Origin of the sequence: Azorhizobium caulinodans ORS 571, assembly GCF_000010525.1 — a bacterium.
Classification (GTDB): domain Bacteria; phylum Pseudomonadota; class Alphaproteobacteria; order Rhizobiales; family Xanthobacteraceae; genus Azorhizobium; species Azorhizobium caulinodans.
Genome location: NC_009937.1, coordinates 774,902 through 800,456 on the forward strand (window position 1 = coordinate 774,902; position 25,555 = coordinate 800,456).

Here is a 25,555-nt window from a genome sequence, read left to right on the forward strand (position 1 = left end):
GCCGGGCCTTTCGCTATCGGGCGGTCGCCCTCACTCCGCCGCCTGCGCCGGGGCGACGGGCGGAGTGCGGAAGGTGGAGAGAAGGGCAGCCTCCTCCGCCTTGGCGGCCGTGAGGTGGCGCAGCTTCACATGGCCGAAGCCGCGGATCTTCTCCGGGATGGAGGCGATGGCGACTGCGGTCGCGTGGTTCTCGCGGGTGAGGGCGCCGAGCAGTTCGCTGACCGTGCGCTCATAATCCGCGATCAGCGCCCGCTCCGTGCGCCGCTCCTCGGTGCGCCCGAAGAGGTCGAAGGCGGTGCCGCGCAGGCCCTTCAGCTTCGCCAGCAGGCGGAAGCCCTTCATCATCCACGGGCCGAGGCGCATCTTGCGCGGTTCGCCGGTGTGGGGATCGACGCGGGCGAACAGCGGCGGTGCGAGGTGAAACTCGTAAGAGAGCTTGCCTTCGAAGGCGGCATCCACCTGCCGCTGGAAGGCGCCGTCCGCGAACAGCCGCGCCACCTCATATTCGTCCTTATAAGCCATGAGCTTGTGGAAGTTGCGCGCCACCGCCTCCGTGAGCCCCGAGCGGCCCGGCGCGCGGGTGGCCTCGGCAGCCGCCACCTTGTCCACCAGCGCCTTGTAGCGGGCGGCATAGGCGGCGTCCTGATAGGCGGTGAGGGCGTCCACCCGGCGGGCGATGATCTCGTCGAGGCTCTCCGACAGGCGGCGCGCATCGGTGGCGGCCTCCTTGGCGGTAAGGAGCGCGGCCATGGCCTCCGGGTCATGGGCGGCGCGGCGGCCCCATTCAAAGGCCGCCTTGTTCATCTCCACCGCCTCGCCGTTGAGTTCAATGGCCTTGAGGATGGCTTCGGCAGAGAGCGGCAGGCCGCCGAACTGGTAGGCATAGCCCACCATGAAGATGTTCTGCGGCAGGGAATTGCCGAACAGCGCCGTGGAGAGACGGCTCGCCTCGATGAAATGCGTCTGCTCGGCGCCCACCGCGCCCGAGATGGTGCGCTTGAGGCGTTCCGTGGGGAGCGAATAGTCGGCATTGCGGGTGAAGTCGCCGGGCAGCACCTCATGGGTGTTGACCACCACAAGGGATTTGCCCGGCTTCACTGCCGCCAGCACCTTCTTGGTGCCGGCCACCACCAGATCGCCGCCGAGGATGAGATCGGCGCCGCGCGCCGGCACGCGGATGGCGGCGATGTCCTCCGGCTTCTTCGCGAGGCGCACATGGCTGTAGACCGCGCCGCCCTTCTGGGCGAGGCCGGCCATGTCGATCATGCCGCAGGCCTTGTCCTCCAGATGCGCCGCCATGCCGAGGATGGCGCCGATGGTGACGATGCCCGTGCCGCCGACACCGGTGACGATGATGCCGTAGGTGCCGTCAATCTCCGGATGGGCGGGCTCCGGCAAGGAGGCAAGCTCGCCCATCTTGCCGGCGACGCCCGCCGCCTTGCGGGGTTTGGCCCCATGCACGGTAACGAAGGAAGGACAGAAGCCGTTCACGCAGGAGAAGTCCTTGTTGCAGGACGACTGGTCGATCTCCCGCTTGCGGCCCCATTCCGTCTCCAGCAGCTGCACGGAGACACAGTTGGACTTCACGCCGCAGTCGCCGCAGCCCTCGCACACACGCTCGTTGATGATCACGCGCTTGTCCGGGTCCGGAAAGGCGCCACGCTTGCGGCGGCGGCGCTTCTCGGAAGCGCAGGTCTGATCGTAAATGAGCACGGTGACGCCGGGCACGGTGGCGAGCTCGCGCTGGATATGGTCCAGCTCGTCCCGGTGGTGGATGGTGAGGCCGGCGGGCCAGTTGATGCCGGCGGCATATTTGTCGGGCTCGTCGGTGACGAGCACCACGCGCGCGACGCCCTCCGCCGCCACCTGCCGGGCGATGACCGGCACCGTGAGATCGCCTTCGTGGCGCTGGCCGCCGGTCATGGCCACCGCGTCATTGAACAGGATCTTGTAGGTGATGTTCACCTTGGCCGCGACGGCGGCGCGCAAGGCGAGATAGCCCGAGTGGTTGTAGGTGCCGTCGCCCAGATTCTGGAACAGGTGGCCGCGCTTGGAGAAGGGCGCCTCGCCGATCCAGTTGGCGCCCTCGCCGCCCATCTGCGTGAAGCCGACGGTGGCGCGGTCCATCCACTGCACCATGTAATGGCAGCCGATGCCGGCCGAGCCGCGCATGCCCTCCGGCACCTTGGTGGAGGTGTTGTGCGGGCAGCCGGAGCAGAAATAAGGGATGCGGGTGGTGACGTCGGACGTGGCGGCGAGCACCCGCTGGGCCTCTTCCAGTTCCGCGACGCGGGCGGCGATGTCGGGAATGTCGCCATAGCGCAGCAGGCGGCGGCCGAGCTGGATGGCGATGTCGTTGGGGTCGAGCGCGCCCTTCACCGGGAAGAGCCAGCGGCCTTCCTCGTCCTTCTTGCCGATGCAGACGGGCTGGTTGGCGGTGCCATACAGCTCCTCGCGCACCTGCACCTCGATGAGGGAGCGCTTCTCCTCCACCACCATGATGAGGTCGAGCCCGCGCGCGAACTCATAGAGCGCCTGCGTCTCCAGCGGCCAGGGGCAGGCCACCTTCCAGAGGCGGATGCCCAGATCATTGGCCCGCACCTCGTCGATGCCCAGTTCATCGAGGGCGAGGCGCACGTCGAGATAGCTCTTGCCCACGGTGGCGATGCCGATGCGCGGGCGCGCGCCGCCGGAGGTGACGAAGCGGTTGAGCTTCTGCGCCCGCAGGAAGGCGAGCACGGCGTCGCGCTTGTATTCCTGAAGCCGCTCCTCCTGCGCCGGGGGCGTATCCGCGAGCCGGATGTTGAGCCCGCCGTGGGGCATGCGGAAATCATGCACGGGCGCGATGCGCACCCGGTCCAGCCGCCCGTCCACGATGCCGGTGGATTCGATGGTGTCCTTCACCGCTTTCAGGCCGACCCAGGTGCCGGCGAAGCGGGAGAGCGCCCAGCCATAAAGACCGTAATCGAGGATTTCCTGCGCGCCCGCCGGGTTCAGCACCGGGATCATCACGTCCACGAAGTGGAATTCGCTCTGGTGGGCGGTGGTGGAGCTTTCGCAAGTGTGGTCGTCGCCCATCAGGGCGAGCACGCCGCCGTGCCTGGAGGTGCCGGCATTGTTGGCGTGGCGGAAGACGTCGCCGGAGCGGTCGACGCCCGGCCCCTTGCCGTACCAGAGGCCGAACACGCCATCGAACTTGCCTTCACCGCGCAACTCCGCCTGCTGCGAGCCCCACAGAGCGGTGGCGGCCAGATCCTCATTGAGGCCGGGCTGGAAGCGGATGTCATTGGCGGTGAGGAGCTTTCCGGCCTGTCCGAACTGCTGGTCGAGCCCGCCCAGCGGCGAGCCGCGATAGCCGGTGACGTAGCCCGCCGTATTGAGGCCCGCCTGCCGGTCGCGTTCCTTCTGCATCAGGGCGAGGCGGACCAGCGCCTGCGTGCCCGAGACGAAGACGCGCTCCTGCGCGAGATCGTATTTGTCGGCGAGAGAGACCTGCTTCAGGCCCATGGTACGCCTCCTCCTGGAGCGATGGGATCTGGCCTCGTGGGAGGCCGAGCGGTCTTGGAGCCGCAGGTCGCTTTGGACAGTCAGGCTGACATGAGTGCGGGCCAGCGGCAATTTCGTTGTTTGGAAGCGTTACGAAACGAAATTGCCGCAAAAGCAGGCTTGACGCATTTTGGCGCATCGCACCCGAAAATGGGTGCGGTGCGGGGGCGGATGTCGATGGGGAAGCCGGCCGCGTGGCGGCCTGAGCGCTCAGCCGCCGAGCGTTTCCAGGAAGCCGGCGAGGTCTTCGGTCACGTGGTCAACGAAGGCGGCTTCGCGGCCTTCGAATTCCCAGCTCTCGCGGCTCTCGATCTGCTCGGTGGGCGGCACCACGAGGATGGTGGTCATGCCGAGGCGGTGCGGCACTTCGAGGTTGCGGGCGAGGTCCTCGAACATGGCGGCGCGGGTCGGCTCCACCCCGTGGGCGCGCAGGAAGCGCAGATAGGCTTCCTCGGTGGGCTTGGGGTGGAATTCGGCGGCCACGATGTCGTGAATGGCCGAGAAGTGGGTATCGAGCCCCAGCTTGCCGAGCACGTTCAGGGCGTGGCGCTCGGAACCGTTGGTATAGACGAGCTTGGTGCCCGGCAGCCCCTCCAGCGCCGCCGCGAGGCGGGGGGAGGGTTCCAGCGTCGAGAGGTCCACCTCATGCACATGGTCGAGGAAGGCATGGGCGTCGATGCCGTGCTCGATCATCAGGCCGCGGAGCGAGGTGCCGTAGCGCCGATAATAGTCCTTTTGCCGCGCGAAGGCTTCCTCGCGGCTGATGTTCAAAAGGCCGGCGATATAGTCGCGCATCCGCGCGTCGATCTGGCCCCAGAGGTCGTGCTGGGCGGGATAGAGCGTGTTGTCGAGGTCGAAGACCCAGGTCTCCACCTGATCGAAGCCGCGCGCGCCGGGGGCGGAGGAATGGGGCAGCGGCAGATCCTGAGCGGTCATGGGTGTTCCGTGTGAAAAGGGCGCGCCCGGAGAGGGGCGCGCCCGGGATGTCAGCGGGTGATGAGGGTGCCGATGCCGTGGTCGGTCAGCAGCTCCAGCAGCACCGAGTGGGGCAGCTTGCCGTCCATGATGACCACGCCTTCCACGCCCTTCTCCAGCGCGTAGATGCAGGTCTCCACCTTCGGGATCATGCCGCCGGAGACGGTGCCGTCGGCAATGAGTGCCCGGCATTCGTCGATGGTGAGGCGCGGGATGAGCTGCTTGTTCTTGTCGAGCACGCCCGGCACGTCGGTAAGCAGCAGCAGGCGCTTGGCGCCCAGCGCCCCGGCAATGGCGCCGGCGAAGGTGTCGGCATTCACATTGTAGGTGCCGCCATCCACCGCCGAGGCGACGGGGGCGAGGACCGGGATCAGCTCACGGCCGAGGATCTGGTCCAGCACCATGGTGTCCACGGTGTCGGGCTCGCCCACGAAGCCGAGGTCCACCACTTCCTCGATATGGCTCTGGGGATCGACGATGGTGCGGGTGGCCTTGCGGGCGCGCACCATGTTGCCGTCCTTGCCGCACAGGCCGATGGCCTTGCCGCCCGCCTCATTGATGAAGCCGACGATCTGCTTGTTGATGGAGCCGGCCAGCACCATCTCGACGATCTCGATGGTGGCCTTGTCGGTGATGCGCAGGCCGGCGGCGAATTCGGACTTGATGCCGAGCTTCTCCAGCATGGCGCCGATCTGCGGGCCGCCGCCGTGCACCACCACCGGGTTCACGCCCGACTGCTCCAGCAGCACGATGTCCTGGGCGAAGTGGCGGGCCAGTTCGTCATTGCCCATGGCGTGGCCGCCATATTTCACCACGACGATGGCGTCGTCATAGCGCTGCATGTGGGGGAGGGCCTTGGTGAGCACCTCGGCCTGGAGTTGGGCTTCCGCGACATTGTCGGCGATGGACGCGCTCATGGATGGGCCTGATCTTGGAGGGCGATCTTGAAAGCAGGCTGTCGCTGGCTGGCCAGCGCTCCGCCGGCTTAACTCCTGTGTGTTGCAGATTTTCGTCCCCGCGCCGCGGGGCATCGGGAAATCTGCGGGCGGCGTGATCCCGAAGCCGGGACAGCCGTTCCTCCCGGAGCCGGCCGCCCGCATGTCCGGGCCGGCGGTCCCTCACGGGAAGGTCCGCCACCGGGCGCCCTTCTAGCGGTTTCGCCCGCACGGGGGAAGCCGGGGGCCGCCGACGGCGGTAGAGGAGGCGCACAGCCACGGAACCACCACAATAAAGCCCTTGCACTGGCCTCAGAGCCGGTTAATGCCCTGCTGGAATTTCCCCGCCTGATTTCCCGAAGGCCCATGTCGCCCAAAGCTCCGCTTCCTCCCCGCCGGGCCCTCGATCTGTCGCCGCGCCTGATCCTGCTGCTGTCGCTCGTCTGCTTCGTGCTCGTGGCGATCCCCATCGTCACCCACCCGCTGCCGCCGCTGTCCGACTATGTGAATCATCTGGCGCGGATGAAGGTGATCGCGACCCCGAAGGATTCGGACCTCGCGCGCTTCTATTTCCTGGAATGGAGCGTCCTGCCCAACCTGATGATGGACATGGTGGTCCCGCTGCTGGACCGCTTTGCCGACATCTATGTGGCCGGCGAGATGTACACGCTGATGTGCTTCGCGCTCATCATCTTCGGCACCATGTACCTCCACCGGGCGCTGTTCGGGAGCTGGTCGGCCATCCCGCTGGTGGCCTTCCCGCTGCTCTACAACAACATTTTCCTCATCGGGGTGATGAACTACATCTTCGGCATCGGCCTGTGCCTGTGCGGCCTCGCCAGCTGGGTGATGCTGCGGGACAAGCCCTGGCCGTGGCGCTATGCGGTCTCCTGCCTGTTCGTCCTCGCCCTGTTCTTCTGCCACCTCTTCGCGACCGGCGTGTATGGCGTCGGCATCCTCTCCTATGAGCTGATGCGACTGTTCGACCGCAAGGGCGGGGCACTCAAGGGCCGGCTGGTGGCGTTCGTCACGGCGGGCTTTCCCTTCGCGCTCACGGTGCCGCTGCTGCTGATGAGCCCCACCTGGGGCCTCAAGGGGGAGAATTACTGGGAGCCGCGCGGCAAGATCGACGGGCTCGAGTTCGTCATCAACGTCTATTACGACTTCGTCGCCTTCGCGCTCACCGCCGTCATCGTGCTGGCGGCGGCCTGGGCGGTGCGGCACCGGCTGCTGCGCACCCACACCTTCCTGTTCTTCCTGCTGGTGATCGCGGGGGCGGTCTATCTCGCCCTGCCGCGCACAGTCTTCGCCACCTACATGGCCGACCAGCGCATGCCGGTCGCCATCGCCTTCATGGTCATCGCCTCCATACAGATCGACCTGCGCCACCGCCTCGCCCAGCGCGGCTTTGCGGTGATGCTGGTGCTGCTGGTGGCGGTCCGCGTCACCGAAGTGCAGATGGTGTGGAACAACCTCACGCAATGGACGGTGGCGTTCCATGACTCCATCGCCAAGATCAAGCGCGGCTCCAAGGTGCTGGTGGCCTATGCCGACCCGTGGGGCGGCTCGGCTGCGACCGACCTCGGTCTTGTCCATGCGGCCTGCCTTGCCATCATCGAGCGCTCCTCGCTGGTGACGACCGCCTTCACGGTGCCGGGCAAGCAGATCCTGCGCGTGCACAAGCCCTATACGGACTGGGTGGACACCGAGGACGGCACCCCGCCCAGCGTCGAGCAGCTTCTGGTAACTGAGGAAGACGGCACCCCTGGCGGCCCGCGCTACTGGGATTACTGGCCGCAGCATTTCGACTATGTCTATCTGCTGTTCACCGAGCCGGGCGACCCCAATCCCGATCCGGACCGGCTCGAGCTCGTCTATGCGGGCGACCGCTTCCAGCTTTACAAGGTCATCCCGCCCGCGCCGCTCCACTAGAGCACGCGCAGTCAGATTGCGTCGCAATCTGACGGGATCACGCGTTCTGTTTCATGAGTTTAGAGGGCGATTCACCGAGCGGATTGGTTCGCTCCGCTCGGATCGCCCTCCAAGTGTCACCGGCCCGTCATGAAGGCATGACACGAGGCCGGCTCTGCGTGCCGCTCCCCGCCCAGCCCGAAAGGTCCGCCCCATGGAAACCGTCTTCACCAACGCCCGGCTCGTGCTTGAGGATCAGGTGATCGACGGCACGCTGGTGGTGCGGGACGGGCGCATCGCGGCGGTGGAAGAGGGGCGCTCGGCGCTTTCCGGTGCGGTGGATTGCGCGGGTGACTATCTCGCGCCCGGCCTCATCGATCTGCACACGGACGCGCTGGAGAATCACTTCGTCCCGCGCCCGAAGGTCATCTGGCCGGACGCGCGGGCGGCGGCGCTCGCCCATGACGGGCAGACGGTGGCAGCGGGCATCACCACCGTGTTCGACGCCATCTGCGCCGGGGGCTTCGACCAGACCAAGTCCGCGCGGAAGGAACTCTTCACCATCATGCTGGATGCGGTGGAGGAGGGCGCGCCCTATTTCCGGGCCGACCACCACATCCACCTGCGCTGTGAGCTCACCGACCCCGGCCTGCTGGAACTGGCCGAGCCCGAGCTGAACCGGGGCCGTCTCGGCCTTGCCTCGCTCATGGACCACACGCCGGGCGCCCGGCAGTGGCGCAATGTGGACCAGTTGCGCACCTATCTGCTCGGCATCGGCAAGACCACCGAGGATGTGGAGCGGGAACTTGCCGAGCGCACGGCCCGCGGACAGGCGGCGGTGGCGGCCAATTTCGACCGGCTGGCGGCGCTGCTTCGCGACGCGGGCGTGGCGCTGGCGAGCCATGACGACACGACGCCAGAGCATGTGGCCGACGCCAAGGCCGCCGGCTGCACCATTTCCGAATTCCCAACCACGCAGGAAGCGGCCCATGCCGCCCATGCGGAGGGGCTCACCACCATCGGCGGTGCGCCCAACGTGGTGCGCGGCGGCTCCCATTCCGGTGGCGTCGCCATGAAGGATCTGGTGGCGGCGGGCCTGCTCGATGCGCTCGCCTCCGATTACGTGCCGGCCAGCATGCTGCAGGCGGCGGTGAAGCTCTCGCAGGACGGTGTGAGCCTGCCGCAGGCCCTCGCCCTTGTGACCGCCCGCCCGGCGGACCTTGCAGGTCTCTCCGATCGCGGCCGCCTCGCGCCGGGGCTCCGGGCGGACCTCCTGCGCTTCCGCATCGTCGGCCCGACGCCGGTGGTGCGCGAGGTGCAGGTGGAAGGCGCCCGGGTGTTCTGAGGCTGCCTGCCTTCCCTCCGGCCCGGCCGGCCGTTAAGCAGAAAAGACGCCTTTGTCCGGGGAGCCGCAGCGTGTCCGTTCGCTATGCCATCTATCTCGCGCCGCCCCCAGACAGCGCCTTGTGGCGCTTCGGCTCGTCCGTGGTCGGCTATGATGCGGAGACGGGCGAGGACATCGCCCCGGCCGCCCTTGCCGGCTTCACGCCGGAGGAATGGTTCGAGCAGACCCACGAGCCCCGCCGCTACGGCTTCCACGGCACGCTGAAGGCGCCCTTCCGGCTGGCGGAGGGCGCGGACGAGACCGACCTCTTCGCCGCGCTCGCGCGCTTTGCGGCCGGGCATCACCCCTTCGAGCTGCCGCCGCTGGAGGTCCGCCAGATCGGCACCTTCATCGCCCTCGTGCCGCCGGCGCCGGTTCCGGCGCTGGAGGATCTGGCGGCGGATGCGGTGGAGGAACTGGACGCCTTGCGGGCGCCGCTCAGCGAAGCGGAGATCGCCCGCCGCAAGCCGGAGCGTCTCTCGGCGCGCCAGCTCGCCTATCTGCACCGCTACGGTTACCCTTATGTGCGGGAGGAATTCCGCTTCCACATGACACTCTCCTCCGCTCTGGCGGAGCCGGCGCTGGGCCGGGCCACGCAGGCGCTGTGTGACGCTTATGCGGCCAGCGGGGCGCACCTGCCCGTCAAGGTGGAGGATGCGGCGCTCTATGTGCAGGAGGCGCCGGGCATGCGCTTCCGCATCCTTCACCGCGCGCCGCTGGGCGCCTGAGCCGGGGCTTCGAGGCGCGAACGTGGCGGCAGTCCGCCCGGGCCGTCGGACCGTCGTACGGCTGTCATCGGGGCGTCGCATTTTCCGCCGCCTCCGGAGACAGGACTGTCATGAAGAAGCTCGGCCTCGCCCCTCTCATCGACCCCACCGCCAGCGTGAAGGACTCAAGCCTCGGCCGCTATACGGAGGTGGGCGCGCGGGTGAAGCTGCTGGAAGTGGCGATGGGGGACTATTCCTACATCGAGCATGACAGCGACATGGCCTACACGCAGGTGGGCAGGTTCTGCTCCATCGCGGCGCTGACGCGCATCAATCCCGGCAACCACCCCATGTGGCGAGCCAGCCAGTCCCATTTCACCTATCGCGCCTCCACCTATTTCGACGATGCCCAAGACGAGCCGGACTTCTTCCAGTGGCGGCGTGACCATGGCGTGACGCTTGGTCATGACATCTGGGTCGGGCATGGCGCCGTCATCCTGCCCGGCCGCACCATCGGGACCGGTGCCGTGGTGGCGGCCGGTGCCGTCGTCACCAAGGACGTCCCGCCCTATGCCATCGTCGCGGGTGTGCCGGCGCGCATCGTGAAATGGCGCTTTCCCGAGACCATTGCGGAACGCCTTCAGGCGCTCGCCTGGTGGGACTGGGACCATGGGTCGCTGCGCGCCGCGCTGGAGGATTTCCGCGCACTGCCCGTGGAAGGCTTCCTTGAGAAATACGAGCGGCGGGCGGTCTCCGCCGCGGAGTGAGGTGGCGCGGCCATCCGCTGGCGCCGGGGGGATATGTCGGGCCGGAAACTCCCCTTGGCCGGCGAACAGTGCTATGGCCTCGCCATGACTGCCGCTCCCTCGACGAAAGTCGACACATCCGTGACCGAGACCCGTTCCCCGGCCATCGCCTCCGCTCTGTCCACCCTTGAGACCGAGGCGGCGGGCCTTGCCGCGCTGATCGCCGCCGTGGGCAACGGCCTCGGCGAGGCGTTCGAGGCGGCGGTCGCGACCATCCTCGGGGCCAAGGGTCGGGTGATCGTCACAGGCATGGGCAAGAGCGGGCATGTGGCGCGCAAGATCGCCGCGACGCTCGCCTCCACCGGCACCCCGGCCCATTACGTCCATCCCGCTGAGGCAAGCCACGGCGACCTCGGCATGGTGGCGCCGGAAGACGTCATCATTGGCCTGTCCTGGTCCGGCGAGACGGCGGAACTGCGCGACATTGTGGACTATGCGCTGCGGTTCGACGTGCCGCTCATCGCCATCACCTCCAATCGCGAGAGCGCGCTCGCCCGCGCCGCCCGCGTGGTGCTGGCACTGCCGCTGTCGCCGGAAGCCTGCCCGCTCGGCCTTGCGCCCACCACCTCCACGCTGATGCAGCTCGCCATGGGCGATGCGCTCGCTGTCGCCTTGCTGGAGAGCCGTGGCTTCACTGCCAAGGATTTCCGCACCTTCCATCCCGGCGGCAAGCTGGGCGCCAACCTCAAGTTCGTGCGGGACGTGATGCGCGCCGGCGAGGCGCTGCCGCTCGCCCGGTCGGGCGCGCTCATGGGCGAGGTGCTGGTGGAGATGAGCGCCAAGGGCCTCGGCTGCGTCGCCGTGCTCGATGGCGATGGCCGGCTGGCCGGGATCGTGACCGATGGCGACCTGCGCCGCCACATGGCGAACGACCTGCCGTCCCGGCCGGTGGACGCCATCATGAGCCGCAGCCCGAAGACGATCCGGCCGGACCAGATGGTCTCCGAAGCCCTGCGGCTGCTCAACACGGCGAAGATCACCGCCCTCATGGTGGTGGAGGACGGCCGCCCGGTGGGCGCCATCCACATCCACGACCTGCTCCACGTGGGCGTGGCCTGAGGTTTTGTTGGGGGGCGGGACGGAGGCGGCGCTCTGGCGGCGGCCGTTCTACCCCCCTCCCAACCCTCCCCCGCAAGGGGGGAGGGCTTTTCTGCTCAAGGGGACCTCCCCGCCATAGCAACGCTCCCCCTCCCCCCTTGTGGGGGAGGGCCGGGGAGGGGGGTAATGCCGCCAGTCCCAGGCCTGACCTTCGAAGACTTAACTCCAAGCCACAACTCCGGCCCCGCCGGACCGTGCCCCATCCCTCCGGCGGCCGCGCCGCCTTGCATCCGAGGATGACAGATGAGCGCGACGCGCCTTGACGTGCCCGTGGTCCGCCTGCCGCATGGCATGGACCTGCCTTTGCCCGAATATGCCACGGCCGCCTCGGCGGGCATGGACCTTGTGGCCGCCGTGCCGGCCGAGGTGCCGCTCGTGATTGCCCCCGGGGCCTGGGCGTTGGTCCCCACTGGGCTGGCCCTCGAATTGCCCGAGGGCATGGAGGCGCAGGTGCGCCCCCGCTCCGGCCTCGCGCTCAAGTTCGGCGTCACCGTGCTCAACGCGCCGGGCACCATCGATGCCGACTATCGCGGCGAGGTCGGCGTCATCCTCATCAACCACGGACGCGAACCCTTCACGGTTTCCCGTGGAATGCGCATCGCACAGATGGTGATTGCGGGAGTTCAACAAATAACGCTGGTGGAAACTGGAAATTTGGGCGAAACTGCACGCGGCGTCGGTGGTTTCGGCTCGACAGGGCTCGACCGGACGCCCTAACCGGGATAGCCACAGCCCCATGCCGCGTTTGTCCGACAAGAGTCTTCTCGCCATCGCCGCCGTCGTCGATGTCGCCGTTCACGCCCGTGGAACGCCGGTGGCCGCCAAGTCCCTCGCTGCCCGTCACGGCCTGCCGCCCCGGCGGCTGGAGCCGGTGCTGCAGGCCCTCGTCCATGCGGGCGTGCTGAAGGGCGTGCGCGGGCCGCGCGGCGGCTATGAGCTGGCGCGCGAGCGCCGCCGGGTCTCCGTGGCGGAGATCGTTCGCGTGGTGGAGGGCGCCGAGGAGGAGAAGGAAATCATCCTCCCGCCGCTGGTGACGGAAGTGGTGCAGCCCGCCGTCGCCGCCGCCGAACAGACCTTCGACACCGCGCTCGACACCGTGACCCTGGAGGATCTCTGCCGCGCGGCGGACCAGAAGGGTCATGGCATCGAGAACGACCGCATCGATTTCATCATCTGATCGTTCAACCCATACGTCCGACGGGCGCCGCGCGCCGTCCAATCCCTGAGGAGACCGTCCAATGGCGACGTCCGCTGCCAAAGCCGCCTCTGCCGCCCCGCGTCCGGGCCGGGGCCGTGTCTATGATTCCATCACCGAGACCGTCGGCAACACGCCGCTGGTGCGCCTGCACCGGCTGCCCGAGCTGCGCGGCGTGAAGGCCAACATCCTGGCCAAGCTCGAGTTCTTCAATCCCATCGCCAGCGTGAAGGACCGCATCGGCGTCGCCATGGTCGACGCCATCGCGGAAGCCGGCCAGCTCGATCCCGATACCGTGCTGGTTGAGCCCACCTCCGGCAACACCGGCATCGCGCTCGCCTTCGTCGCCGCCGCCCGTGGCCTGCGCCTCATCCTCGTCATGCCCGAGAGCATGTCGGTGGAGCGCCGCAAGATGCTGGCCCTGCTGGGCGCCGAGCTGGTGCTGACGCCCGCCAACCTCGGCATGCGCGGCGCCGTCACCCGCGCCGAGGAACTGCTCAAGGAAATCCCCAAGTCGGTGATGCCGCAGCAGTTCAAGAACAAGGCGAATCCCGCCGTCCACCGCGCCACCACGGCGGAGGAGATCTGGAACGATACGGACGGCGCGGTCGATCTCGTCGTCTCTGGCGTCGGCACTGGCGGCACCATCACCGGCATCGGCCAGGTGCTGAAGCCCCGCAAGGCCTCCCTGCGCATGGTGGCGGTGGAGCCCGAGGACAGCCCGGTGCTCTCCGGCGGCCAGCCCGGCCCGCACAAGATCCAGGGCATCGGCGCCGGCTTCGTGCCGGACGTGCTCGACCGTTCGATCATCGACGAGGTGGTAACGGTGGGCAATCAGACCGCCTTCGACACCGCCCGCGCGCTTGCCCGCTATGAGGGTATCCCCGGCGGCATCTCCTCGGGTGCGGCGGTGGCCGCGGCGCTGGAGATCGGCGCCCGCAAGGAGAATGAAGGCAAGAACATCGTGGTGATCGTGCCCTCCTTCGCCGAGCGCTACCTCTCGACGGCGCTGTTCGAGGGTCTCTGATCCTCGTCTTCGTCCCGCGTTCTGCCGCGCCTCTCCCGCCCACCGGCGGGGGAGGCGTTTTGCATTGGGGGCCTCCGTCCCGAATCGGGACGTTAGGGAAGGGCCGGGGGAACGGCGGGAGACCAAAGGGCGTCCGAATCGGCGGCGGGACCGGGTTCGCGCTCTGTCCACCGGCAATGCTGCCGGGGCCTTCCGCGCAAAGCCTTGGCGGGGCACAGGGTTAACGGACCCTTAAGCATCGCGGCCCTATGCGGGTGAGGCTCCGGCTTCTATGGCCGGGGAGCCTCGACTAGGATGACACCCTTGATTCGCAGTAGCGGCGCGGCGCTCCCAAAGGGCGCTCTGGCGAACGGAAGGATGCGGGGGCGAATGGCTGAGCGAAGCCGGACCTTCGGCGCGCCGGACGCGGATGGCGTCGGCCGCAATCAGGATCGCCCCGTTTCCCGTGTCCCTTCCTGTCTTCCCCGCCGCATGATCCTTGCCCTTTCCGACCGCCCTCTGGCGCGTGTGCTGGCCCGCTTCGTGCCGGCGGCGGCCGTGCTGTCCTCCGCCGTGCCCGCCCATGCCGGGCCGCTGGAGGCGCTACCATCGTCTGGCGCTCTCGCAACGCTGGCGGCGGGCGCCTCGCTCATGGCCCTGGCGGCCGGGATCTATGCCGTCCGGGCGCGCACGCGGCGCAGCCGGGCCGAGCGGCACCTGTCCGAGCGGGCGCAGGCCTTGCGGGCTGACGTGCAGGCCCTGCGCGCGCTCGCGGCCGGCAGCGCCCGCGGCTTCATCCTGTGGCGCGACGGCGGCCGGCTGGAATCCTTCGGCGATGCCGCCAGCGCCTTTTCCGATGCGGCCGACGCCCATGCGCTTGCCAACGGCCTCGTCGCCTGGGTGGGCGTCGAGGCCGTTGCCGCGCTGGAAGGCCCCCTTGCCGCGCTGGTACGCGAGGGCACGCCCTTCCGCATTCTGACGCGCGACCGCGCCGCCGCACTGCTTCAGATCGAGGGGCGTGGCGTGGCCGGCCTCCGGGTCATCGCGGCCGGCGAGCCCGCTGCCGGGGAAGGCGTCGGCGCCTCGACGCAGGCGCAGGCCTTGCGCGCCATCTTCGACGGCGCCCCCGTGCCCATGTGGTGGCGCAGTCCGGATGGCACGCTGGAGGCCGTCAACGCGGCCTTCGAGAAGGCGGTGGCCTGCGGCGCGCCCGAAGGCGCGGAGCGTTCGGAACTGCTCGATCAGGCCGCGCGGGAGGCAGCCGAGGCGGCCCACCGTCAGGGGCAGCCTTATGTCGCCCGCGTGCGCGTGGTCGCCGGCGGCAAGCGCCGCCTGCTGGACGTGGTGGAAGCGGCCGGGCCCTATGGCGCGGCGGGCGTGGCCATCGACGTGACCGACCAGGAGGCCGCCCGCGTCGAGCATGAGCGCAGCCTTGCCGCCCACAGGCGCACGCTCGACCAGCTCAACACGGCCGTCGTCATCTTCGGCCCCGATGACCGGGTGGACTTCCACAACACGGCCTATGAGCGCCTGTTCGATCTCGAACCCGCCTTCCTCGACCAGCGCCCCAGCCAGAGCGAGGTGCTGGAGCGCCTGCGCGCCGCGCGCAAGGTGCCCGAACAGGCGGATTTCCGCGCCTGGCGCGAGCAGTTGCGGGAATCGTATCGCGGCCTCGAGCCCATGAACGACTGGTGGCACCTGCCCGGCGGGCAGATGCTGCGCGTGGTTGCCGCCCCCACCGCCGAGGGCGGCGTGACCTTCCTGTTCGACGACATGTCCGAGCACATGGCGCTGGAAGGCCGCTACAACAGCCTCATCCGCATCCAGGGCGAGACGCTGGACGGGCTTGCGGAAGCGGTCGCCGTGTTCGGCTCGGACGGGCGTCTGCGGCTCTACAATCAGGCCTTCCTGCGCCTGTGGTCCCTGAGCGCGCAGGCGCTGGGCGAGCGCCCGCATATCGATGCGGTGGCCGCCATGTGCCGGCCCAAGCATGGCGAGAGCGGCGCCTGGGCGCGCATCCGCAACGTCATCACCGCCCTTGACCACCGCGAGGGCGAGACGCTCCGGCTGGAGACCGCCGACAAGCGTGTGCTGGACGGCGCCGCCCAGCCGCTGCCGGACGGCGGCACCATGGTCACCTTCCGCGATGTGACAGACAGCGTGAAGGTGGAGCGCGCCCTCATCGAGCGCAACGAGGCACTGGAAGCCGCCGATGTGCTGAAGAACGCCTTCGTCGGCCACGTCTCCTATCACCTGCGCACACCGCTCAATTCCCTCATCGGCTATGCCCACATGCTGGCCGAGGGCGTGGCGGGCGAGATGAACCCGCGCCAGCGTGAGTTCATGACCCATGTGAACCAGTCGGCGGACGCCCTGCGCGAGCTCATCGACGACATTCTGGACCTCGCCACCATCGATGCCGGCGCCATGGCCCTCGACCTCGACGCGGTGGACGTGACTGCGACACTGGAAGCCGCGGCCGATTCCGTGCGCGATCTGCTGGAGAGCGCCGGCGTGCGGCTGGAACTGGAATGGTCGGGCGAGCCCGGCACCTTCATCGCCGACGGGCGGCGGGTGCGGCAGATCCTCTTCAACCTCCTCTCCAACGCCATTGCCGTGGAGCCTCCCGGCTCCGCCGTTACCCTGCGGGCGGACCGGCTGCGCGACGCGCTGGTGCTCACCGTGCGCGACCACGGCCCCGGCATCGATCCGGCGACCGTGGAGCAGCTGTTCCAGCGCTTCGAGAGCGCGGGCGGCAAGCGGCGGGGCGTGGGGCTCGGCCTGTCCATCGTGCGCTCCTTCATGGAACTGCACGGCGGCACCGTGACGCTGAAGCCCGCACCGGGCGGCGGCACCCTGGCCATCTGCGTCTTCCCGTTGGATCAGCGACGGCATGAGGCCGCCGCATGAGCCTGTCCTTCGAACGCGTGCCCGGCCGTCCCGCCACCCTCGCCGTGGAACTGCGGACGCTGGCCGATACGGCACAACTCGCCGCCACCCTCACGCCCTGGCTGTCCAATGGCGACGTGGTCGCCCTGTCCGGGGACCTCGGGGCCGGCAAGACGGCGCTCGCCCGCTTTCTGGTGCGGGCGCTTGCGGGCGATCCGCGCCTCGAGGTGCCGAGCCCGACCTTCTCCCTTGTCATCACCTATGAGTTCGGCCGGGGGAAGGTGACCCATGCCGACCTCTATCGCCTTGCCGATCCGGAGGAACTGGACGAGATCGGCTGGGACGAGATGTGCGAGGACGGCATCCTCATCGTGGAATGGCCGGACCGTGCCGGTTCCCACATGCCGGCCTCCCGGCTCGATGTCGCGCTGGAACTGGCGCCCGACCTCGGGCCGGATGCGCGCCGCGCCCTGCTGGTCGGCTCCGGCGCCTTCGCCGAGCGGCTCGACCGGCTGAACGTCGCGGAATATCTCATCGAAAGCAGCGGCTTCGGCAAGGCCGAGCGGCGCTATCTCCAGGGCGATGCCTCCAGCCGCTCCTATGCCCGCCTCGTCCTGCCGGACCGATCCGCAGTGCTGATGAACGCGCCGCGCCGACCGGACGGGCCGCCGGTGAAGCGGGGGCTGCCCTACAGCCGTCTGGTGCATCTGGCCGAGGACGTGCGCCCCTTCATCGCCATGGCCAAGGCCTTGCGCCACGAGGGCTTCTCGGCGCCGGAAATCTACGCGGCCGATCTCGACCGGGGTCTCCTCATCCTGGAGGATCTGGGCTCCGACGGCGTGGTGGCGGGCAATCCGCCCGAGCCCATCCGCGAGCGCTATGCCGCTTCCATGGAGCTGCTGGCGAACCTGCATTCCCGGCCGCTGCCGAGCGTGCTGCACATCGCCCCGCAGGTGGAATATGTGCTGCCCACTTACACGATCGAAGCCTTCCTGATCGAAGTGGAGCTGATGCTCGACTGGTACCTGCCGTTCCGGGGCGCGCAGGCCGATCAGTTGGTGCGGGACGAATTCCTGCTGCTGTGGCGCGGCGCGCTGTCGACCGTGCTGCACGAGCCGCAGACCTGGGTGCTGCGCGACTATCACTCGCCCAACCTGATCTGGATGGATCACCGCCGCGGCCTCGGCAAGGTGGGCCTCATCGACTTCCAGGACGCGGTGCTGGGACCGGCCGCCTATGACGTCGCCTCGCTGGCGCAGGATGCCCGCGTGGACGTGCCCGAGACGCTGGAGGTTGATCTCCTCGACCATTACATCGACATCCGGCAGGAAGCGGAGCCGACCTTCGACGCCACGCGCTTCGAGCATCTCTACGCGCTCATGGGCGCGCAGCGGGCCACCAAGATTCTGGGCATTTTCGCCCGCCTGAACGCCCGCGACGGCAAGCCGCAATATTTGCGTCACCTTCCGCGTATTAGGCGGTATCTCGCCCGGTGCCTCTCCCATCCCGAACTCGGATCGTTGCGGATGTGGTACGAGGCCGTGTTGCCATCGAGGGAATTCCAGACGTGACCACGATTTCGCGCGCCATGGTGCTTGCGGCAGGCATGGGCACCCGCATGCGCCCCTTGACCGACCACCGGCCGAAGCCGCTGGTGGAGGTGGACGGCCGCGCGCTGATCGACCATGTGCTCGACCGCCTGGAGGCCTCCGACATTCGCGAGGCGGTGGTGAACGTCCACCACCATGCCGACCAGCTGGAACAGCATCTGGCGCTGCGCACGGCGCCGCCGCGCATCCACATCTCCGACGAGCGCGGGCAATTGCTGGAAACCGGCGGCGGCATCCGCAAGGCGCTGCATTTCTTCCATGGCGAGCCTTTCCTCGCCATCAATGCCGACACCATCTGGATCGAAGGCGTGCAGCCGAACCTGAAGCGGCTCATGGCCCGCTTCGACCCGGCCACCATGGACGCTTTGCTTCTGGTGGCGGGCGCCGCCACCTCGGTCGGCTATGACGGGGCGGGGGATTTCCTCATGGACCCGAACGGCGTTCTCGACTGGCGCGGCGAGCGTCTCGTGGCGCCCTTTGTCTATGCGGGCGCCTGCGTGCTCAAGCCGGACCTGTTCGAGGGCACGCCCGAGGGCGGCTTCTCGCTGACCAAGGTCTTCGCCAAATCCATCGAAGCCCGCCGCCTCTATGGCCTGCGGCTCGAAGGCGTGTGGATGCATGTGGGCACGCCCGACGCCATTCCCGCCGCCGAAGAAGCCATCCGCCGCTCGAGCGACTGAGCGGGCCGGCGGTTCCCGCTCGCTGTCTCCAGCCGTGTGCGCTCTCTGAGCCGGCGCCCGGCCAAAGCCCGACCCGCACGCGGGAGAGGGACTGTGGCGCTTTGGTGGAGGTGTTCCGTCTTCCCCGCACCCTTGCGCAGGAGGGCGGGAGGGGGCGTAAAACGGGCGCTCCACCGCGCGGGGGATTCGTTTGAGGCCCGCCGCCCCGAGGACGCCCGAGGCGAGGGGAAGACATGAGCCGCGTTTTCACCATCCCCTCGTCCGCGCCCTTCCTGAAGACGCTCGCCCACGCGATGCTGGACGGCCACCTCGTGCCGGGCTTTGCGCCGCGTGGCGATCCGCTGGCGCTCGCTTCCGCCACCATCTATCTGCCCACCCGCCGCGCCGGACGCCTGTTTGCCGATGCCATGCTGGAGGCGGTGGGGGGCGAGGCGGTGCTGCTGCCGCGCATCGTGCCGCTGGGCGATGTGGATGAGGATGCGCTGGCCTTCTCCGAGGAGGCCGCGCTGCTCGCGCCGCCGCAGGCGGTGGCGGGCGTGCACCGGCGCATCGCGCTCGCCGGCCTCGTCGCCCGCTGGCGGGATGCGCTGGCGGAAGGGGAAGGGCAGGCTATGGTCGCCGCCGGCCCCGCCGCCACCATGGCGCTGGCGGATGAACTGGGCCGGCTGTTCGACCAGATGACCACCGCCGGCATCGCCTGGTCGCGGCTCGACGATCTCGTGCCGGAGGAGCACGACGCCTATTTCGAGATCAGCCTCCAGTTCCTGCGCATCGCTCGTCAGGCCTGGGGGGCACATCTGGAGGAAATGGGGCTCGTGGACCCCGCCGAGCGGCGCGATGCGCTGGTGGGCGCCGAGGAACGCCGCCTTGCCGCGCTGGGCGCGGGCGCCGGCCCGGTGATCGCCGCCGGCTCCACCGGCTCGCTCCCCACCACGGCGCGGCTCCTGAAAGCCATCGCCAGCCTGCCGCAGGGCGCGGTGGTGCTGCCGGGCCTCGACCTCCACATGGAGGAAACGGCCTTCCAGCTTCTCACCGCTGAGGCCACCAGCGCGCCGGACCATCCTCAGTTCGGCCTGGCCAAGCTCCTCGGCACCCTCGGGCTGGAACGGCGGGATGTGACGGCGCTCGCCACGCCCGCTCCCTGGGGCCGTGAGGCGCTGCTGAGCGAGGCGCTCCGGCAGTCCGAGACGGCCGAGCAATGGGCGAGCCTTTCCGAACGCCTGCCGGATGCCAAGCGTGCGCAGGCGCTCGCAGAGGTGCGGGTGGTGAAGGCGCTGGACCCGCGCGAAGAGGCCCTCGCCGTGGCGCTGGAACTGCGCGATGCGTTGACCAAGCCCGACATGCGCGCCGCCCTCGTGACCCATGACCGCGACCTTGCCCGGCGGGTGGCCGCTGAGCTCGAGCGTTTCGGCATCGCCATCGACGATTCCGCCGGCGTGCCTTTGGCCGAGACCCAGCCCGCCCGTCTCGCCCGACTCGTGGCGAAGACAGTGGCCGAAGGCTGCGCGCCGGTGCCGCTGTTTGCCCTTCTCTCCCAGCCCGGCCTATCGCTCGATCTTGCGCCCGAGATACTGGCGGAAGCGGTGGCGGCGCTGGAGCTGATCGCCCTGCGCGGCCCGCGTCCCCGCTCCGGCGCTGCGGGGCTGGCGGCGGCGGTGGCGGCCTTCGATGCGGCCAAGGTCCATGAGCGCGACCCGCGTCGGCGGGTGGGCGAGGACCGTCAGGCGCTGGCGGCCGACCTCGTGGCGCGGCTGGTCCCGGCGCTGGAACCGCTCTCGGCGCTGGCTGAGGCGGGCAAGGTGCCGCTCGCGGACCTCGTGGCCGCGCACATCGCCACCATCGAAAGCCTGACCGCTCCGCTCGATCCCGATGCGAACGACCCGGCCTGGGCCTCGCTGGCGGAAGCGCTGATCGACATTCGCGATGGCGCGCCCGCCGGCCCGGCCATGACGCTCGCCGCCTATGCTGACGCCATCTCTGCTCTGCTGGCGGATCGGGTCGTGCGCCCGCGCCAGAGGGGCGAGGAGCGCATCCGCATCCTCGGGCCGCTGGAAGCCCGCCTCGTGGCGGTGGACCGGGTGGTGCTGGGCGGGCTGGTGGAGGGCTCATGGCCCCCCGAGACCCGCACGGACCCTTGGCTCAGCCGTCCCATGCGGGCGGAACTGGGGCTCGATCAGCCGGAACGGCGCATCGGCCTCGCCGCCCACGACTTTGCACAGGCCTTCGGCGCCCGCGAGGTGGTGCTGACCTATCCCGACAAGGTGGGCGGCACCCAGAGCGTGCCCTCCCGTTTCCTCCAGCGCCTTTCCACGGTGGCCGGCGAAGACCTCTGGCAGGCGGCCATCGCGCGCGGCGAAGCCTGGCGGCAGGCGGCGGCGCGGCTCGACGACGGCCCGCGCGTGCCCCGCGCTGCCCAGCCGGCGCCGAAGCCGCCGCGCGAGCTGCGGCCGAAGAAGCTCAGCGTCACGGAGGTGGAGACCTTCCTGCGCGATCCCTATTCCATCTTCGCCCGCCACGTCCTCGCCCTCCAGCCACTGGAAGCGCTCGATGCCGCGCCGGGCGGAGCGGAGCGGGGCAGCGCGCTGCATGATGCGCTGGGCGCCTTCGCCAAGGACTATCCGGAAGACCTGCCGCCGGACGCCCATGCGCAACTCCTCGCCTATGGCCGGCGCGCCTTCGAGAAGCTGGAGGTCTTCCCCGCCGAGCACGCCATCTGGTGGGCGCGTTTCGAGCGGGTGGCGGCCTTCGTGGTGGAGTTCGAGCGCGAGCGCCGTGCCAGCCTGAAGCGGGTGGTGGCGGAGACGGGCGGCGGCCTGCCGATCCGCCTCCTGCATTCCGATTTCCAGCTCACCGGCCGGGCCGACCGCATCGAGATCCGCACCGATGGCGAGCTGAACATCCTCGACTACAAGACCGGCACCGCCCCTTCCGCCAAGCAGGGCGCGACCTTCTCCCCGCAACTGCCGCTGGAGGCGGCCATGGCGGTACGCGGCGGCTTCCGGGATGTGCCGGCCGCGAATGTGGCCAACTTCCTTTATGTGGAGCTGAAGGGCGGCGCGGTGGCGGGCCGGGAGAAGCCGGGCGTGGACGAGAAGTCCAGCGCCATGGCCATGGCCGAGGATGCGCTGGAGCGGTTGAGGGAACTGCTGCTCGCCTTCGAGAATGAGGAGCAGGGCTATCGCGCGCTCGCCGCCCCGCAATGGCGCGGGCGGTTCGGGCCTTATGATCATCTGGCCCGCGTGCGCGAATGGGCGCTGGGCGCCGAGGAGGGCGGGGAATGAGCGCGCATCCGGCGAGCGAAGCCCGCTCGGATTCCGCCGCCAAGGCGGAAGCCTCCCGCCGGCAGGGCGTTGCTGCTTCGCCGCAGATTTCCGCCTGGGTGTCGGCCAATGCGGGCTCGGGCAAGACCCACGTGCTCGCCCAGCGCGTCATCCGCCTGCTGCTTCAGGGCACGCCGCCGGGCCGCATCCTGTGCCTGACCTATACCAAGGCGGCGGCGGCCAATATGGCGAACCGCGTGCTGAAGATATTGAGCCGCTGGGCGGGGCTCGATGATGCGGCGCTTGATGCCGAATTGATGCGCATGGATGGGATGCCGCCGACGCCCGGCCTGCGCATTCAGGCGCGGCGCCTGTTCGCAGCGGCGCTGGAGACGCCGGGCGGCCTCAAGATCCAGACCATCCACGCCTTCTGCGGCGGCCTGCTGCACCGCTTCCCCTTCGAGGCGGGCGTCGCCGCCGGCTTCCGCGAGCTGGACGACGTGGGCCGCATGGAGCTGATGGCCCGCATCCGCGCCGACCTCGTGGTGGAAGCCGCTCGCGCGCCGTCTTCCACCCTCGGCCGGGCGCTGGCGCGGCTGATGGAGGAGATGTCGGACGGCGGCATCGACGACCTGCTGGAAGCCGCCATCGCCGCCCGCTCCACCATTGCCGCGCTCGGCGGCGGGGAGGAGGAGCGGCGTGCCCGTGTCGCGGCGGTGCTCGGGGTCGCGCCGGGCACCACGGCGGCGGACATCGAGCGGGAGATGCTGGACAGCCCCCATCTGCCGCAGGCCCGCTGGCCGGACATCGAGGCCGTCTATCTCACCTCCGACAAGGCGAACGACCGTAAGCGCGCCGCCGCCCTGCGCGCGGCCATCGAGGCGAAGGACGAGGCCGAGCGCCTTGCCGCCTTCCGTGATCTCTTCTTCAAGGCCGATGGCGATCCGCGCAGCGACAAGGATCTGCTGACCAAGGGCCTGCGCGACGGCTTCCCGCACATCGCCGAGAAGCTGGAGGCCGAGCGCGACCGGCTGGTGGCCCTGACCCAGACCCTGCGGGCCGCCCGCGCGCTGGAGCGCACCGAGGCGGCGCTGGCGCTGGGGGCGGAAGCCTGCCGCCGCTACACTGCCGAGAAGGCGGCGCGGGGCCTGCTCGATTTCGACGACCTCATCGACCGCACCGCCGAGATGCTGGGGCGCGTGCCCGCCTCCTTCGTGCATTACAAGCTCGATCGCGGCATCGACCATGTGCTCGTCGACGAGGCGCAGGACACCAGCCCCGAGCAGTGGCGCGTGGTGCGCGGCCTCGTCTCCGACTTCTTCTCCGGCGAGGGCGCCCGCGAGGGGGTGAAGCGCACGCTGTTCGTCGTGGGCGACGAGAAGCAGTCCATCTTCTCCTTCCAGGGCGCCGATCCGCGCGCCTTCGGCGACATGCGTCTCGCCTTCCAGCGGGAGGCGGGACAGGAGGATTTCCGGCAGGTGAGCCTGCCCCATTCCTTCCGCTCCGCCCCCGGCGTGCTGGAGGCGGTGGATGCCATTTTCCAGCGCGCCGAGGCGAGCGCCGGCCTCACCATCGACAATGTGGCCCCGCCCCACGCCGCCATCCGGGCGGACGCGCCCTCGCTGGTGGAGCTGTGGCCGACCGTCGTTCCCGCCGCCAAGGTGAAGGTGGACGACTGGCGCCGCCCGCTGGACGAGATCGCCGGCGATGATCCGGTGAGCCGGCTCGCCGAGCGCATCGCCTCCTTCGTGCGCACGGGCATCGCGCAAAGGCTCGCCATCCCTTCGCGGGGCGGGCGGCCCATGCGGGCGCAGGACGTGCTGGTGCTGGTGCGCCGGCGCGGGCGCCTGTTCGAGGCGGTGATCCGCGCGCTGAAGGAAGCGGGCGGCGGCGTCGATGTGGCGGGCGCGGACCGCCTCGTGGTGGCCGAGCATATCGCCGCGCTCGACCTGATGGCGCTTGGCGATGCGCTATTGTCGCCCGACGATGATCTGGCATTGGCGAGCGTGCTCAAGAGCCCGCTGTTCGGCCTCACGGACGATGATCTCCTGCGCCTGTGCCCGCGCCGCGAAGGCCGGCTGCTGGATGTGGTGACGACGGGCGACGGCTCCATCGCGGAACGCCTGACCCGATGGCGGGGCGAGGCCCGCGAACTGCGGCCCTTCGACTTTTACGCCCGTGTGCTGGGGCGCGACGGCGGGCGGCGGGCCATGCTGGCGCGGCTCGGCCCCGAGGCGGCGGACGTGCTGGACGAATTCATGGCGCTCGCCCGCACCTATGAGAGCCTGGAGCCGGCGACGCTGCCGGGCTTTCTCGCCTTCCTGCGGCGCGGCGGCGCCGAGACCAAGCGCGACATGGAGAGCGGGCGCGACGAGGTGCGGGTGATGACCGTGCACGGCGCCAAGGGACTGGAAGCGCCCATCGTCATCCTCGCCGACACGGTGGATCTGCCCAAGGCCCGTACCTCCGGTGGCCTGCTGCATGTGCCCACCGCCGATGGCGCGACCGTGCCCGTGCTCGCGCCCCGCAAGCCGGAAGACCCGCCGAGCCTTGCCGCAGCCCGCGCCGCCGTCACCGCGCGGGAGCTGGAGGAATATCGCCGCCTGCTCTATGTGGCGCTCACCCGCGCCGAGGACGCCCTTATCGTCTGCGGCGCCGAGACGCGCGCCGCCGCCAAGGACAAGACCCACGCCCGGCCCGCGGGCTGCTGGTATGAGCTGGTCCATGCGGCCCTCATCGAGGAGGCCGAGCCCGTCCCCGCCACCGGCTGGGAGGGCGAGGTGCTGCGCTGGCGCAAGTCCGGCCGCACGCTGGCGCCAGCGGAAGGTACGCTCTCCGCGCCCGTCGCGCCGCCCCCGCCACGGCCGGCGCGGCTGGAGGATCTGCCACCGGTCCTCATTTCTACCGAGGCCATACGTCCCTCGCGCAGCGCCGCTGCCAGCTTCCGGCCGCCGGCGGACGGAAGCCTTGATCCCCGCGTGCGGGGTGATCTGGTGCATCGCCTGCTCGCCGGCCTCGGCGCCTTGCCGGAGGACCAGCGAGAGGCAGCGGGCGAGCGTCTGCTGGACCATGTGGCCGAGCAGGTGGCAGCCCATCATCGGGCCGAGGTCATGGCCGAGGTGATGGGCGTGCTGACCCATGCGCCACTCGCGGGTCTGTTCGCCCCCCACAGCCTTGCGGAAGTGCCGGTGGTGGGCCGCCTCACCGCTGCCGACGGACGGCTCGTCACGGTGAACGGGCGCCTCGACCGGCTGGCGGTGACGGGCGACCAGCTGATTCTGGCCGACTTCAAGACCGACCGCGTGCCGCCGCAAAGCCTTGACCGCATTGGTGAGGGCTATGTGGGCCAGCTCGCGCTCTATGCCGCCGTGCTCGCCCGCGCCTTCCCCGGCCGGGCGGTGGAGGCGCATCTCGTCTATACGCGCGGGCCGCGCATCCATGTGCTGCCGGAGGCGCGGCTGCGGGAGCGGCTGGCCGAACGGCTCGCCGAACCGTCGGGGGACACCGCGTCACGCCGCCGTGACGCGCCTTGACGGAGAGGGGAGGGGCTTCT

16 protein-coding genes are annotated in these 25,555 nt (G+C 69.7%); 13 read left to right on the plus strand and 3 right to left on the minus strand.

All coding sequences use genetic code 11. The features are described from left to right. Positions 1-30: 30 nt before the first annotated feature. From AZC_RS03575 to argB, 3 genes are all read right to left on the minus strand, one after another. Positions 31-3,507: an indolepyruvate ferredoxin oxidoreductase family protein gene (locus AZC_RS03575; RefSeq protein ID WP_012169230.1), complete on the minus strand. Its 3,477-nt coding sequence runs from the start codon at positions 3,505-3,507 to the stop codon at positions 31-33. Positions 3,508-3,756: 249 nt separating this feature from the next. Next, a complete protein-coding gene (locus AZC_RS03580) occupies positions 3,757-4,482 on the minus strand; it encodes a pyrimidine 5'-nucleotidase (protein WP_012169231.1) in 726 nt (241 codons plus the stop codon). Positions 4,483-4,532: 50 nt separating this feature from the next. After that, entirely contained in the window at positions 4,533-5,438 is a 906-nt protein-coding gene (argB, locus tag AZC_RS03585; RefSeq protein WP_043878847.1) for an acetylglutamate kinase, read from the minus strand. A 384-nt stretch (positions 5,439-5,822) separates the two neighbouring features. On the opposite strand from argB, the gene AZC_RS03590 reads away from it, so the two are divergent. The 13 genes from AZC_RS03590 (at position 5,823) to addA (ending at position 25,535) form a co-directional block, all read left to right on the plus strand. Further along, positions 5,823-7,388 (plus strand): hypothetical protein, encoded by a 1,566-nt coding sequence (locus AZC_RS03590; protein WP_012169233.1) that lies wholly within the window; start codon positions 5,823-5,825, stop codon positions 7,386-7,388. A gap of 193 nt (positions 7,389-7,581) precedes the next feature. Then, complete coding sequence (locus AZC_RS03595) at positions 7,582-8,712, plus strand: alpha-D-ribose 1-methylphosphonate 5-triphosphate diphosphatase (RefSeq protein WP_012169234.1); 1,131 nt, start codon at positions 7,582-7,584, stop codon at positions 8,710-8,712. A 71-nt stretch (positions 8,713-8,783) separates the two neighbouring features. Beyond that, positions 8,784-9,479, plus strand: a complete 696-nt coding sequence (locus tag AZC_RS03600) for a DUF1045 domain-containing protein (protein WP_012169235.1) — start codon at positions 8,784-8,786, stop codon at positions 9,477-9,479. Positions 9,480-9,589: 110 nt separating this feature from the next. Further along, positions 9,590-10,225 carry an acetyltransferase gene (locus AZC_RS03605; RefSeq protein WP_012169236.1) on the plus strand — a complete coding sequence of 212 codons (636 nt, stop codon included), beginning with the start codon at positions 9,590-9,592 and terminating at the stop codon, positions 10,223-10,225. Positions 10,226-10,309: 84 nt separating this feature from the next. Continuing rightward, complete coding sequence (locus AZC_RS03610; RefSeq protein ID WP_043879980.1) at positions 10,310-11,323, plus strand: KpsF/GutQ family sugar-phosphate isomerase; 1,014 nt, start codon at positions 10,310-10,312, stop codon at positions 11,321-11,323. Positions 11,324-11,605: 282 nt separating this feature from the next. Beyond that, positions 11,606-12,079 carry a dUTP diphosphatase gene (gene dut / locus AZC_RS03615; protein WP_012169238.1) on the plus strand — a complete coding sequence of 158 codons (474 nt, stop codon included), beginning with the start codon at positions 11,606-11,608 and terminating at the stop codon, positions 12,077-12,079. A 19-nt stretch (positions 12,080-12,098) separates the two neighbouring features. Then, complete coding sequence (locus tag AZC_RS03620; RefSeq protein WP_012169239.1) at positions 12,099-12,539, plus strand: RrF2 family transcriptional regulator; 441 nt, start codon at positions 12,099-12,101, stop codon at positions 12,537-12,539. Between the two features lie 61 nt (positions 12,540-12,600). Continuing rightward, complete coding sequence (gene cysK, locus AZC_RS03625) at positions 12,601-13,584, plus strand: cysteine synthase A (RefSeq protein WP_012169240.1); 984 nt, start codon at positions 12,601-12,603, stop codon at positions 13,582-13,584. A 369-nt stretch (positions 13,585-13,953) separates the two neighbouring features. Then, positions 13,954-16,473, plus strand: a complete 2,520-nt coding sequence (locus tag AZC_RS03630) for a sensor histidine kinase (RefSeq protein WP_052285844.1) — start codon at positions 13,954-13,956, stop codon at positions 16,471-16,473. Further along, on the plus strand, positions 16,470-18,023 hold the full coding sequence (gene tsaE / locus AZC_RS03635; protein WP_012169242.1) for a tRNA (adenosine(37)-N6)-threonylcarbamoyltransferase complex ATPase subunit type 1 TsaE: 1,554 nt from the start codon (positions 16,470-16,472) through the stop codon (positions 18,021-18,023). The genes AZC_RS03630 and tsaE overlap by 4 nt, the downstream gene beginning before the upstream one ends. Then, positions 18,002-18,742: a nucleotidyltransferase family protein gene (locus tag AZC_RS03640; protein WP_420794829.1), complete on the plus strand. Its 741-nt coding sequence runs from the start codon at positions 18,002-18,004 to the stop codon at positions 18,740-18,742. Before tsaE ends, AZC_RS03640 begins: the two co-directional genes overlap by 22 nt. A 233-nt stretch (positions 18,743-18,975) precedes the next feature. After that, complete coding sequence (gene addB, locus AZC_RS03645) at positions 18,976-22,023, plus strand: double-strand break repair protein AddB (RefSeq protein WP_012169244.1); 3,048 nt, start codon at positions 18,976-18,978, stop codon at positions 22,021-22,023. After that, a complete protein-coding gene (addA, locus tag AZC_RS03650) occupies positions 22,020-25,535 on the plus strand; it encodes a double-strand break repair helicase AddA (RefSeq protein WP_012169245.1) in 3,516 nt (1,171 codons plus the stop codon). Before addB ends, addA begins: the two co-directional genes overlap by 4 nt. Positions 25,536-25,555: the final 20 nt, after the last annotated feature.